Genomic DNA, 13744 nt, shown 5'->3' with positions numbered 1-13744 from the left:
GTATGGCAAAGTGAAAAAAGCCCACGATCAGAGGTTAATCAAGTGGGCAAATAAATCTTAACTTGTCGCTTCAAAGTTTGCGATAGCTCCTCTGGCGACTAAAACATAAGCTATTGCATGAGTGGGTTATTAATTGGCTTTCCAATATCGGGCAGTGGTCTTTCGTTCGTATCCCCATAACCAATCTTAAATCTGACTCGATTTATGCAAATTTTGTCGATTTGTGGAGTCATCAAATCAAATTGATTAAACCTCTCTTCAAGGTGTGAATGTTGTTCTTTATACGCCTGAATGACACGACGTAATAAGCGATAGAAGTCTACCTCTTCGAAGCCCAACGCCGCGATTCTCGGAGAAATAAACCTTAACACTGTAACAAAGTGACCAGTTAATAAGTCGTGGATCAAATAGTGTGGCGGTAATCGTGTGAGGGTTTCTTTGATAGATCCATCAAGCGAATTTAACTCGGGAAATTCTTGATTGACGATTCTTAAGTCGCCATGGAAATCCTTGATAATACAACCACAAGGTATATTGTCTTCTAGAACTAGAGTGATGTTTTGTCCATGCGCAACAAGACCAACGCCATACTTACACATCAAATGGTAGAGTGGAACCACGACATGGTTAAACAGTTTTTCTAGCCATTGCTCAATAGTGATATCTGATGCATCGATTAGAGAGCCAATTAAAGGCTTTCCGTTGAGGTCTCTTTGCATCAAAGCTGCCATAGTGATTGGACGTTTATGTTCTGCAATGATGTGCTCAGCACGCTCACGCCAAATGCAACCCAACATCTCTTGATATCGATAAGGTCCTTGCTCAAGTTGTGATTGAAATGGGTGGGGGGCATAAAAGCCTGCGACTTCTTGTTGAACATGTAAGCCGGCCGCTTTTAATGTTTCATCCGTTTTCGTGAGTTTATCTAGCCAAGAAGATAGCTCAGGTCCTTGAATAATAAATTTTCCTGGAATGCCACGATAACAAGAAGTATTGAGAATACTCAAAGCGGTTTTAGCGTCGTAAGCAATATGTTCAGAAGGTGAGCTGAGTGTACGAATGGACTGTTGAGCTTTCCAATCTGCTCCAGCTAGACCGAGATCGACGATATCACCGTTCATAAACAAGCAAGCATACTGACTGGTTAGAAATCGTTGGAACTGCCAAGGGTGAATGGCAACTAGCCAAAAATCTTGATATTGAGCCCCTAATTTTGCGTTTAATTGATCGAATTCCGCCTCACCAAGAACGTTTTTTAGAATGATATCGTAGCTTGTCGGCTGGGCAATTCCAGCTTCGCATTGAGATTTACGAATGGCCAACCAACGCAATTGAAATGGATTACCAGACTCTGGGGAGTATTGTTCTAAATTATCGGCACCCCAGCCAAGACGACCCTTGTTAGCAATTGCTTTTGGATGTGCATCGATATATTGCTGACGGTCGATTTCACTCATGGAAGCTAAATCGTCAGCTGTCATTCCTTCTAGCTTTTTCATTCTGACCATATCGCTATAAAGGGTTTGCTGGACCTCTTCAAGCAGGTTAGCCAAGTTGATGTCAGATATTGTTAAATATTTATTTAAATCAATAAGTAATTGAGATGCTAAAGGTGCTTTACCACTTTCGCATTCTATACTGTCTTGGGCGATTTCAAGCATCCCCCAAATTGTGATACTGGCTTCAAAGTACCATTTGTCATTTTTGGTTTCTAAAAACCAAACCTTGTCCTGTTTCGTTGGTTCTAGAAGTTCTTCGTAGTGAAGTTCAGAGATGATTTTCGCGCACAGAGAGCGATTAACACTTAGCCAAGAGTTCTGTGTCATTGTGTCCAATCCGTTAGTAAGTTGATTTATTTAATAAACCAAATGGTGATCATTATTTATAAAATGAATTTAAGTTCATAATATTATTGACACACTGCAACATAAATGGCAATTATATTAACAATCATTCTCATTTGCATTGTTGATCATTATGAAGTTGGCTTTTTATCTGGTATTGATATCGCTTGGTATCAACCAGACTCTGGTTGTTGCTGCTATTCCATCTTTGTCAGGTTGGCTTGAAGCATCTGATATCAACGCCTCGATGGGGGGGCTGGTGCTTGCCGTAAACATGAACCTTGTCAGTTACTGGCTTGGTGCCAGCCGTTGGGGAGCTGTTGTCAGTAAGCTTGGCTTTACAAAATCGTTTCAATTAGCTGCATTTGGCTATGCTTTCTCTTGCTTGACGTTTGTTGCCCTGATCTTAGGGGACGTACCGAATTTGTTGCTTTTAGGCGGAAGTCGATTTTTGATTGGCGCCTTTAGTTGCGCGTTTCTTCCTCTATCTCAAACTTTGTTAGCAACTAAAAATGACGCGACACCTGCGGCACTTTCTCGCTTAAGTAGTGCTCTCACGCTCGGAAGACTCGTTGGTCCAAGTTTGGTCTTTCTTCCTATGGAGTTTGGTTACTTACTTCTGCTTCCTATCGTCATGGTCTTGCCGTTATTTTTCACTCGCTGTGATGCAGGGCAGTGGAAAAAAAATGTCAATTCGACTTCTAAGAAATATTCGATAAAACCAATGCATTATTTTGCATTTACTGCCGCGCTGCTTACCACAGCCTTGGTCGCGGTATTCCAATTCTTTGTTTTACAGTTCTTATCTCTACATGGATATCAAGGGGAGAAAGGGACCGACATTTATGCGTCGTTGATGCTTGCAACGAGCATTTTGCTCGTGGTGTATCAACTTCGTTTTATACCATCTCTCAGTCAACGCCAATCCAATCACTTTATGGGTATCTTGTTATCTAGCCTAATTATTGGCAGTGCAACCTTAGTCATGTTTGGGATGAATTGGTGGGGTCTCGGGGGCTCACTTGTGTGGCTGCTCTTAGCCGTCGCAGGTTTACCTGCTTGGTATACCGCGAGATTACTTCAAAGTGAAAACGATACTTTAATGCAATCAAAGCTTAGCGGGTATTTAACTCGAGCTTATACAAGTGGACACATCCTAGGGACAGGATTTGCGGCATTGTTTCTTAATCAACAGTGGCTGCTCTCTATTTTGATCGGGCTTATTTCTGTCTCTCTAATCTATTGTGTGTTGCGGCTTAATTCATCGTCGGAATTGGAACAAGCACACACCTACTAATAATCTAATTAATAAGAATGGACACTAACGATATGAACACCACCACTCGATGCATGGCTAAGCTTAGCCCAATTGCGTTATTGGTTTTTGCTAACCTTGCTCACGCTTCTGATACAGAGACCATTGTTGTAACCGCTAATCGAGCTGAAACGGCTATTTCGGATGTTGCAGCAACCATGTGGGTTGTTGACCAGCAAGAGCTAGAAAAAGTCATAAATACTGGTGCAGATCTCAAGAATGCTCTTGGTCAACTTATTCCGGGCTTTGATTTTGGTAGTGACGCACGGACTAACTTCTCTCAGAATTTGCGTGGTCGTACGGCTCTATTTATGATCGATGGTGTATCGCTTAACTCAACACGAAACATTAGCCGCCAATTGGATAGTATTGATCCTTTCAATATTGCTCGAATTGAGGTGCTTTCAGGAGCCACTTCAGTATACGGTGCCGGTGCTGCTGGCGGTATCATCAACATCATCACGAAAAAAGCGGAGAGTGACGAGCTAACATTTGAAACGAGAGTTGGTGCATCTTCTGGCTTCAACAACAGTGACGATTTGGCAAAAGAAATTGCGGTTGCGGTTTCTGGTGGACATGGCGATCTGAAAGGCAGACTTTCAGTTGCGTATAGTGGAACTGGCGGTGTGTACGACGCAAATGGTGATATCGTTCGCCCTGATATTACTCAAACAGATTTGCAGTTCAATGACACAATAGATGTGATGGCCAACGCTGAATACTCGTTTGATGAGCAGCAAACACTGTCTGTTAGCGCTCAATACTACAATAGCGAGCAAGACTCGGAGTATTCTACTTATCTTGGAGCAAACTTGGGTGGTCTTTTCAATGCTTCATTGATCGAGACGCGTAAAGGCTTGCAACTGGATGAACAACCAAACACTGAAAGATACATGGTTAATGCTCAATACAGTCATGCCGATGTGTTAGGTGGCCAATTGTTAGCTCAAGCTTACTACCGTGATGAGTCTATTCGTTTCTTCCCATTCCCAACGATAACGCGAGTCTCTCTATGGCCTTTGCCAGGTAACATATACCCGCTCTACGGTGCCTCTGAGCAGAACACATCTGTGTTTGGTGCGAAGTTAGCATTAATTAAACAGTTTGAGTCTGTCTCTGCCACATTTGGATTAGATGCTTCTCAAGAGTCGTTTGACGCTAGTCAGACTATCTATGATCGAGCAACGTCAGTAGGCTCGGGTGGCATGGTATTCGTACCTTCTCAAACCGCACAACGTTATCCAGATGTGGATAGTCGTTTCATTGCGTTATTTAACCAGTTAGAAATGGAAGTGACGTCAGATCTTACCGTTAGTGGTGGATTCCGTTATGAACGTATTGAGCACGAAATTGGTGACCATGTTGGGGTTCTACAACAACATCTAGCGCAGCTTGGGGTGTATTCAAACCCAGATTCAATTGCTGGTGGTAAGACCGATTATGACGAGTGGCTGTTTAACTTAGGCGCGGTTTACCATTTAAACAAGACATCACAAGTGTGGGCAAATGTATCTCAAGGTTTTGATGTGCCAGATCCAGCTCGCTTCTTTGGGCAAGGTCAATACGATGGTCCATATGGTGAAGGTTCGAATCTAGTCTCTTCGACATCAGTATCTAACACCGAACTTCAAGGTGTTAAAACAAATGCTCTAGAGCTTGGTTGGCGTATGTCCGAAGGTGACTTAGATGCTCAAGTTGCGTCATACATTTCACTTTCAGATAAAACAGTAGATTACGATCGCTCCACATTTGCGGTTGTTGTAGAAGACGATGACAAACGTATCTATGGTGTTGAAGGTCAAGCAGTATATAGCTTCACGGACAGTATCTACTCAGGTGTGAATGCTCACTATGTGAAGAGTGAAACTAAAGTTTCTGGTGACTGGAAAGATCTATCTGCTGCATCAGCGAGTCCTAGTTCCGGTAGTGTGTGGTTTGGTTTCGATAACCTTGAATACGGCGCAGAGCTGAGGATCAATAGCTTCATAAGCTACGAAGATGATGATGGCGAAAAGCTGGAGAGTTACACCCTTGCTAACGTGTCATCTTACATGGCATTACCGGTTGGTCAGTTAAACCTAGGCATTTCAAACCTGTTCAACAGAGAGTACGAGACGCTTTGGAGCCAGCGTTCGCAAATGCTTTACGGTGCGAGTGTTCCTGAAGAAATTTTCACTCACAACGGTCAAGGCACTACCTTCTCTGTTGCTTACAGCGCGACATTCTAGGGTGTGAATGTGCTGAAATTTAACGATGTTTCCCTCCAGTTAGGAGGGAAACCTATTCTCAAACCAATGAGCGGTGGGTTCCCTCAAGGATCTATCACCGCCTTGATTGGTCCTAACGGCTCAGGGAAGTCGACACTTTTGTCGGTGTTGAGTCAATTACGACAACCTGACAGTGGAGACATTCTACTTCGTGGTGATCAAGTCTCTAACTTGTCTCGAGCAAAGATCGCTCGCGAAATCGCTCTTATGCCACAGCGTAACCCCGTCCCTTCAACTTTATCCGTGGCAGACTTAGTTGCATTTGGTCGACATCCGCATCGCCCTTGGTATCGCCGTTTAGATGCGCAAGACAAAGAAGCTATTGATTGGGCAATTTCTGTGTCTGGCATTGAACATTATCGAGACCGATTACTGAGCGGCCTTTCTGGTGGTGAATTGCAGCGTTGCTGGCTAGCTATGGTACTTGCTCAAGATACTCCACTTTTGATGTTGGATGAGCCAACGTCTTGGTTGGATATCCATCATCAACAAGGGTTGTTGGAGATAGTTAAACGACTCAATGAAGAGTTTGGTAAAACTATCATTTGGGTACTCCATGATTTGAACCAAGCCCTTCAATACAGCGACAGAGCCATGATGCTGCAAAATGGAGATTTAGTTGCTTCTGGTTTGGTCGATGATGTGATCACTGCAGAAAGAGTGAGTCATATCTATCAAACTCCAGTTCGTGATCACGATATCGATGGGCAGCGAATTTTGTGGACGGAGGTTCGTGCATGAGGCGTTTATCTTGCATCCTCATCTCAATCTTGACGGTCTTAATACCATCTGTTGTTTATGCAAATCAGCCTTTCATCGATAAAGAGGCGGCTTGCTTATCAACCTGTGTGAGTCTTAATCAGCCAGCTAAAAGAGTGGTGGCGTTAAACTGGTCTGCAGCAGAGATGCTTTTATCTCTTGGTATAAAACCCGTTGGTATTACTGAAGGAAGAGGTTATCGAAAATGGCAAACCAACAATCCGCAATTGCCAGAAGATGTTGCAGAAGTAGGCCGCCGCCAAGAACCAAACTTAGCGGTTATCGCGAACCTAAAGCCAGATTTGATCGTTGGATATGACTTTCGACATCAGCGCTTGTACCCAGTACTGAACCAGATCGCACCCACTCTGCTTTATCAGCAATTCCCAAGGTTAGATCAGCCGGAGTTTCGGTATTTCGAACAGGCTCAACAAATATTTTCCACTCTGGCCGTTGTAACAGGAACCGAGAGACAAGCGGCTCTGATGTTGGACGATATGGATAAAACTCTCGTCAAGTTGCGCAAAGCGATTAAAGAGTCTGGTCTTGCTGGGACTTCGGTAACCTACGGCAAATTTGTGGGCATGGGGTATGGGCTACGAATTTTTTCTAACCACAGTTTGGCAGGCTCAGTTGCTGAACAGTTGGGTCTGAACTATCAGTGGCAGAGCACGTTGCCTGGTAAGGATTTTGTTCATCTTCAATTGGAACAGCTTCCGGGTGTTATTAATACTCATCTTCTTCTTGCTGGTAATCAAACCGATAGTGAACGGATGACTCGTTCTCCGGTTTGGCCATACTTGCCCTTCGTCAAACAAAACGCACTTTCTGAAGTAGAACCACTTTGGAGCTTTGGTGGGCCTAAGTCGATTGAGCGAATGGCTAGAGTATTTACAAAGTCACTGTTGGATTGGAAGGAGAAGAGCAATGGTTAGATTTTTCAGCTGTTCATTGTTGGCATTGTCTCTTGTTGTCGCAGGTTACTTATATACGATTTCTCCTATCTCAGATCCGCAATTGAGCCAAGTGATGTTTGACGTCATTTGGCTTCCGACAGTTGGAATGGCGATTGTAACAGGTGCATTGTTAGCCAGTTCTGGCGTATTAATCCAAGTATCGCTCGACAATGATTTTGCTTCTCCTTCGACATTAGGTGTTGCCTCCGGCGCTCTACTTGGCGCTGTTCTAGCAAGAGTATTTTATCCTGAGGGCGGACTCATCTTTGTCTGGTGTAGCGCATTTCTGGGCAGTGTTGCGATTGCCTTTCTTGTTGTTATGGTGGGTCGACTTATTGGTGGGGGAAAACTGCCAATAGTGTTAGTTGGTATGGCTATTGGTCTCGGTGCTGGCGCGGTTGCTTCTGTATTTTTGCTTTACTTCGAGCATGAAACGGATGGGCTGTTCCTATGGGGGAGTGGGCAAGTCCTACAAAGCTCATCCGAAGCATTTAAACAGTTTTCTTTACCGGCTTTTATTACGTTGGCGCTGAGTGTCGTCGTGCTGCCGAAGCTTTCATTGTTTCAGCTTGGTGAAACACATGCGCATGCATTGGGTTTATCAGTAAATCGTTGGCGTTGGGTGATTTTGCTCCTTGCTATTTCTCAAGCGGCTCTGGCAACTGCGATGGTTGGTATGATTGGTTTTATCGGGCTTATGGCTCCCCATTTGGCTCGTTATTTAACGGTGAACAAATACCAAGGTCGAAGTGTTACAAGCCTTTGGCTTCTATCCTTAGTGATTGGTGCGATGTTAGTGCTGCTGGCCGAATGGTGTTCAAGAAGCCTGTTATTCTTAGGCTATCGATTACCAACCGGTGCTTTCGCGGCGCTTTTGGGCGCACCATTCTTCTTACTCCTTTTATTTGGAAAGAGTGGGCGAGCGCTTGCTGCTACAGAAGATCAAGTGATTGGTCTACGTCCATTGTTAAAGCTTTCACCAAGTCATGTGTTACTGGTACTGGGTGTGATTCTTATCATGACAGTGGGTTACTGGTCTGAACCAAGTAATAATATTGGCTCTGATTGGGTAATGAGCAGGATTGTTTTAGCAGGACTTGCAGGTTTTGCATTGGCTTGCGGGGGGACTTTGCTACAAACACTATTCAGAAATCCGTTAGCAAGCCCTGATATTTCCGGGGTCAGTACCAGTTCAGTTTTAATGATCGCTTGTCTGCTGGTGGTTTTCCCGGGAGCCAGTCACAACATGATCGTTTTAGCTGGCCTAACCGGTGCTCTTGCCGTTATAGCGCTCCTTTTTTGGGGGCTCAAATCACAACTTAGCGTCTCTCAACTCGCGCTGTTTGGGATTGTCATTTCAGCATTTACTGGCACTGCCACTCACATCTTGTTGACTTTCGGTAGCACAACATCAACGGTCACTCTCATGTGGCTGTCTGGTACAACTTATGGCGCGTCTGCTGAAAGCATTATGCCTTTGGCTATTACGATCGCTTTGTCACTTATTGTTATGGTTCCTATTCTACGAAGCCTAGACATCATGCCTTTGGGAGAAATAATTCCTCAAGTCGTGGGGATTGCTCTTACCCCTTATCGCCTAGTGCTGCTCGGGGTTGCTGCTCTATTAACGGCAGTTGCAATATCAACTGTTGGTGCAATTAGCTTCGTTGGCTTGCTAGCGCCACATTGCGCGCGTCTATTGGGTTTATATCGTCATGTTCACCTGATTCCCGCCGCGGGTCTTACCGGTGCTTCTCTTTTAATTTGGGCTGACGGAATAGGACGCAGCCTTATGCCTCCTTCTGAAATAGCAGCTGGCTTGGTCGTGTCTATTTTAGGGAGTCTTTACTTCTTACTTTTACTACTAATCGGATATCGAAAACAACGTCATGGAATTGATTAAATTTCTTCAACAACGTGTCTCTTATCATGTTCATGAGTTATCTCTACCAGCTCCGGCTGGGTGTGATTTAGAGACCATACTGCAAACCGCAATGAGTACTCCAGACCATGGGAATCTTAACCCTTGGCATTTTCTAGTGATAGAGCATGAACAAGTTGAAGCACTGGTTGAACTATTGAGTGCCGCATGGGTTACGTCTGATGTGAATGTAGATAAAGGGCAAGTCAAACGACTATCAAGTTATTTACGCCAAGCTCCGATGTTGGTTCTGGTCTCTGCAGAGATCAAACCACACAAAGAGATCTCACAACAAGATCAGGTCCTTTCTGCGGCTGCAGCATGCCAAATGATACTCCTAGCAGCGGATGCGAGTGGTTACGGTGGCGTTTGGTATTCGACGGAAGCCGTTGATCTACCAAATGTGAAAGAACATCTGCACCTCAAGGAGAGTCATGTTCCTGTGGGTTTCTTGGTACTAGGTACACCTGCAGAAACACGTAAAAAGCGTAGACGGTGCGCAAAACCGCTGACATCAAAATGGTCGCCACAGACGACCTATTAAATAATGAAATGAATCCTAAGAGATAGAGTTAAATGACGCATTTACTTACGATGCAGCACTTCTTAAACAGCTTGCTGCTTGAAACATCTGAATATCAAATTAAGGGCAACAGTATTTATGTTGATTTGAACAGTCATGGGCAATTAGAGATTCCTCTTACCTATGTATCTGCCTCAGGTCGTCATCGATATAGTGGAAAAGTACTGCTTCGAGAGCTAGATAAATTATCACAAATACCGTTTTCTCAGGCTGCTTCTTTGTTAGTTGAACGTTACTTCCCTGAAGTTGGTCAAGATAAAAAAACGCTGTTTTTACAACGTGTTGAAAATTCAAATGATTATGTAACGCGGGCATCTTCCGCATTGGCTTTGCGTCAATACCAACATGATTTGAAAGGTTTTATCACATCAGAACAGGCACTTAGTGGTGGACACAGTATGCATCCAGCCCCTAAGTGTAATGAACCTCTGACCCAACAAGAGCAAGAAGCGTACTTACCTGAATTCGCTGGTGAATTCGCATTGGAATGGTTTGCCGTAAAAGAAGATAAGCTCGCTGGCGAATACGTTTCGGGGAGTATGAAATATGAACTAAAAGAAATGTTTCTGAGCTGTCACACTCAAGGTGCTTCTTCATTACCAGATGCAGACTGGGTGCCAATTCCCATGCATCCGCTGCAAGCAAGAGAGTGGCGAAAAGCACAAGCGAATTGTCAGGCTCTGCAGGCTTATACCCTTGATTTAGCTCTAAAGAGCGATGGGTGGACAGCAACATCTTCCTCACGTGCTATTTATCATCCGAATTGTAAATGGATGCTAAAGGTATCCTTACCGGTTCGTTTGACTAATTCTCTGCGCCTTATGACCGAGCCTGAAGCGAGGCGCGGGACTCAATTTAGTAAGTTGATGAAGACTGCAGCAGGGGAGGAATTAAAACAACGTTTGGACTTCGCCAATTTTATTGAAGAGCCTATGTGGTGTTCTATTGTCGGACAGGATCAAGCGGTCCTAGATCTACCGCTGGTATGTTTTAGAGTGAACCCTTTCTTTGTTGAAGCTGAACAAGTATCTGATTCTACCGCGAGTCGCTTCCACATGTTGGCAACACTAAACCAAGACGCAGTCGGTGATAAGACTAGTGAGCTTGAACAGTGGATTCGACAGTGTGCCCAAATCCAAGGACACAGCCTTGAACTCGCAGCGAGGCACTGGATGAGCGCATTTATGGAAAAGGTCATTGCGCCAATCTGTGTCGCGCGTGCTGACTATGGCATTGTGATGCTTGCTCATCAGCAAAACTTAATGGTTGAAGTAGAGCAAGGTTTGCCTGTTGGCGTTGCGGTTCGAGACTGCCAAGGTTTTGGTTTAACGTCACTAGCAATGGATGTGTTCTCTGATGTTTTGGAACGTGAGCAACCGGAATACTTTATGGAAGCTGGAGAGCTCAACCCTTATCACGCTTACTATGTTATTGGGAACTCTCTACTAAATACGATTGCGGCCATTGGAGCGCTAGGATTTATTGATGAAACCGATTTATGGACATTATGCCGCAATCAGTTTGACGCCTTATCCAAGCTAAATCCTAAAGATGACTCTTTTTATCACTATATTCTTCACTCGCCAACCTTACGGTGGAAGCGCAATTTTATGTGCTTTTTATCGGCGTTTAATGAAGCGACGATGAAAGATCCATCAATCATTTACTGCGATGTCGCTAATCCACTTGCTTGGAAAGATTCAGAAAATGAAGGCGTACGTATCCACAAACCACTTCCTTCAGGTCGAACTGTCACAATACTTGAGCGAGAGAGTTCGGATGGGACTTTGACTTTCAGTCTCATTGAATATGGCGAAGTAGTTGCTCAATTTAATGCGGAAATCGAAGGAGGGAAGACTGGCGCTTTAACGTGCAACACAACTGACGTCAATGATTCCATGCTTTGGTGGAGTGCTGTTGAACACACACTTTTCTCTATGGATCTAAATCGTATTAACGCGACCAATTGGCTAGGTGGAGAAAAGACGATTGAGTTCAGCGAGTTTTTAGAGTCAGCACCCATTTGGTTGCATACAGCTCAGGATTCAAAGACTCAAGTATTCACGACAGCAGAGAATGGTTCGACACATCCTATTCGACCAACTCATCCTGAAGGTATCGTTTTTCAGCGATATTACTACCACTTGAAACGTACTGTTACCTTGAGAGTAGTTGATATCGCTAGGGACTTAAACACATTCCACCGTTGGCACAATGAGCCTTCTGTTGCCCAAATGTGGGAGCTAGAGGGAGAGTTGTCGACACATCGAAACTATCTTGAGCAGCAAAAACAGGACAAACATGCCTACGGCGTGATCGGGGAGTTTGATGGTGTGCCTTTCGGTTATTTTGAAATCTACTGGGCAGCCGAAGACAGAATTGGTCCATTTTACGAATACGGATTGTTTGATAAAGGCGTGCATATGCTTGTGGGAAACTTAGCGTATAGAGGCCTTCCTTACTTTGATACATGGGGAAGGGCAGTTGTTCAATACTGTTTCATGCAGGAACCAAGAATGGAGTCTGTGGTCGGTGAGCCAAGAGCCGATAACCATCGAGTGCTCAAGTTGAACTCGCGAGTAGGGATGCAAAAATTGTTTGAATTTGATTTTCCTCATAAACGTTCAGCGTTCATTTTGTGCGGTAGAAAACGCTTCTTTGAACAGTTTGCATTTTAGATATTTGGTATTGAAAAGGGAAAATAATGAATAACGATAACGAACGTTTCGAGATGGACACTATTTATGATGTGATTGGTGTCGGCTTAGGTCCATTTAATTTAAGTATTGCCGCTTTAGCTGCCCAAAAAACTGAACTAAACACGCTATTTCTAGATAAGCGTTCTCATTTTGCATGGCATCCAGGGTTGCTACTAGACGATGCAAAAATGCAAACATCATTCTTAAAAGATTTAGTGACTGCGGTTGACCCAACTAGCCCTTACAGTTTTCTCAACTATTTAGTCTTGAACAGAAAGTTCTACCCGTTTATGGCTTCGGGACAGAACACGATAGGACGTTTAGAGTTTTCAGATTATATGGGGTGGGTGGCGAATCAACTACCCAATGTAAAATTTAGCCAAGAAGTCATTCATATTGAAAACAACGATGGTTTATTTAAGGTAGTAACGGAAAACCACATCTTTTATGCAAAAAACCTTGTCATGGGAACCGGTGTTGTACCAACCGTTCCTGAATGTGCAATGCTACACATGGGCGATGAGTGCTTCCATGCCAGTGAGTTGGCTTTGCGTGCTCCTCAATTTGAAGGTAAACGAGTTGCCGTGATCGGCGGAGGGCAAACGGGAGCAGATGTTTTCCAACATAGTTTTGATCAACAGTTCGGTGCGTTATCTGAGCTTCATTGGGTGTCGAGAAGAGCGAATATCGAGGTACTTGATGAAGGTTGCTTTACTGACCAGTATTTCATGCCAGATTATGTGAATGGATTCTATCAACTTGATCAAAAAGTGAAAGATAGCGAAGTAGGGCGACAAAAGCTAACCAGCGATGGAATTACAAGCGAGTGCCTTCAGGGGATCTATCAGCGTTTGTATCATGATAAGTTTGTGTTGAGAAATAGACCATGGTGGAGCATTCAACCAAGCCGCTCCTTAATCGAGATGCAACGTGATAGCACAGATTACCAATTGAAACTTGAACATAGCTTAACAGGCGAAGTATCACAGATTACAGCGGATGTTGTTGTGATGTGCACTGGTTTTAAGCGCGTAACACCAAGCTGTTTAAACGCGTTACATGAACAAATCAAATGGGATGATGATGGGCGTCCTAAATTGGCAGAAGACTTCTCTGTAGAATGGGACGGTGGGGAGCATAATCGTATCTATATGGTTAATACTGGCATGGGGAGTCATGGTATCGCAGAGCCACAATTAAGCTTAGCTGCGTGGCGAGGTGCCAAAATACTCAACAGCGTCGCACAGAAAAACCTTTACGACCCGGTTGAGCACACCTGTGTCGTTGATTGGGGATTAGAGCCAAGTAAACAACAGAAAGAGCTCTGTTGATTTCGAGAAGGCCCTAAATTCTGCGTAACTCTCTAAACTCAAGCCTTTCATGCGAATGAGAGGCTTGAT

The 13744-nt window shown here is 44.0% G+C and carries 9 protein-coding genes; 8 read left to right on the top strand and 1 reads right to left on the bottom strand.

Translation table 11 applies throughout. The annotated features are described in order from the left end of the window. Positions 1–110: 110 nt before the first annotated feature. Positions 111–1826 (bottom strand): IucA/IucC family protein, encoded by a 1716-nt coding sequence (locus tag MSG34_RS08190; protein ID WP_248336999.1) that lies wholly within the window; start codon positions 1824–1826, stop codon positions 111–113. Between the two features lie 151 nt (positions 1827–1977). Between MSG34_RS08190 and MSG34_RS08185 the strand changes: the two genes are divergently transcribed. From MSG34_RS08185 to MSG34_RS08150, 8 genes are all read left to right on the top strand, one after another. Beyond that, positions 1978–3141 carry an MFS transporter gene (locus MSG34_RS08185; protein ID WP_122054521.1) on the top strand — a complete coding sequence of 388 codons (1164 nt, stop codon included), beginning with the start codon at positions 1978–1980 and terminating at the stop codon, positions 3139–3141. Positions 3142–3173: 32 nt separating this feature from the next. Next, complete coding sequence (locus MSG34_RS08180) at positions 3174–5387, top strand: TonB-dependent receptor (protein WP_248336997.1); 2214 nt, start codon at positions 3174–3176, stop codon at positions 5385–5387. A gap of 9 nt (positions 5388–5396) precedes the next feature. Further along, on the top strand, positions 5397–6167 hold the full coding sequence (locus MSG34_RS08175; RefSeq protein WP_248336995.1) for an ABC transporter ATP-binding protein: 771 nt from the start codon (positions 5397–5399) through the stop codon (positions 6165–6167). Between the two features lie 107 nt (positions 6168–6274). After that, the gene (locus MSG34_RS08170) at positions 6275–7120 is read left to right on the top strand and encodes an iron-siderophore ABC transporter substrate-binding protein (protein ID WP_248336985.1); all 846 of its coding nucleotides are present in this window, start codon (positions 6275–6277) and stop codon (positions 7118–7120) included. Beyond that, the gene (locus tag MSG34_RS08165) at positions 7113–9044 is read left to right on the top strand and encodes an iron ABC transporter permease (RefSeq protein WP_248336983.1); all 1932 of its coding nucleotides are present in this window, start codon (positions 7113–7115) and stop codon (positions 9042–9044) included. Before MSG34_RS08170 ends, MSG34_RS08165 begins: the two co-directional genes overlap by 8 nt. Beyond that, positions 9031–9606, top strand: coding sequence for a nitroreductase (locus MSG34_RS08160; protein ID WP_248336981.1), 576 nt, complete (start codon positions 9031–9033; stop codon positions 9604–9606). The genes MSG34_RS08165 and MSG34_RS08160 overlap by 14 nt, the downstream gene beginning before the upstream one ends. 32 nt (positions 9607–9638) lie before the next feature. Further along, entirely contained in the window at positions 9639–12323 is a 2685-nt protein-coding gene (locus MSG34_RS08155; RefSeq protein ID WP_248336979.1) for a GNAT family N-acetyltransferase, read from the top strand. Positions 12324–12349: 26 nt separating this feature from the next. Then, on the top strand, positions 12350–13675 hold the full coding sequence (locus MSG34_RS08150) for a SidA/IucD/PvdA family monooxygenase (RefSeq protein ID WP_248336978.1): 1326 nt from the start codon (positions 12350–12352) through the stop codon (positions 13673–13675). Positions 13676–13744: the final 69 nt, after the last annotated feature.

The sequence above is a fragment of the Vibrio sp. 1CM2L genome, from assembly GCF_023161695.1.
Classification (GTDB): domain Bacteria; phylum Pseudomonadota; class Gammaproteobacteria; order Enterobacterales; family Vibrionaceae; genus Vibrio; species Vibrio coralliirubri.
Note: the sequence above shows the minus strand (reverse complement) of the source record. Positions and strands in the feature narration are given on the sequence as shown.

What these genes read in the sequence shown, in the direction of transcription:
- MSG34_RS08190 (WP_248336999.1), bottom strand. Translation starts at nt 1,826, where the DNA reads ATGACACAGAACTCTTGGCTAAGTGTTAATCGCTCTCTGTGCGCGAAA.
- MSG34_RS08185 (WP_122054521.1), top strand. Translation starts at nt 1,978, where the DNA reads ATGAAGTTGGCTTTTTATCTGGTATTGATATCGCTTGGTATCAACCAG.
- MSG34_RS08180 (WP_248336997.1), top strand. Translation starts at nt 3,174, where the DNA reads ATGAACACCACCACTCGATGCATGGCTAAGCTTAGCCCAATTGCGTTA.
- MSG34_RS08165 (WP_248336983.1), top strand. Translation starts at nt 7,113, where the DNA reads ATGGTTAGATTTTTCAGCTGTTCATTGTTGGCATTGTCTCTTGTTGTC.
- MSG34_RS08160 (WP_248336981.1), top strand. Translation starts at nt 9,031, where the DNA reads ATGGAATTGATTAAATTTCTTCAACAACGTGTCTCTTATCATGTTCAT.
- MSG34_RS08155 (WP_248336979.1), top strand. Translation starts at nt 9,639, where the DNA reads ATGACGCATTTACTTACGATGCAGCACTTCTTAAACAGCTTGCTGCTT.
- MSG34_RS08150 (WP_248336978.1), top strand. Translation starts at nt 12,350, where the DNA reads ATGAATAACGATAACGAACGTTTCGAGATGGACACTATTTATGATGTG.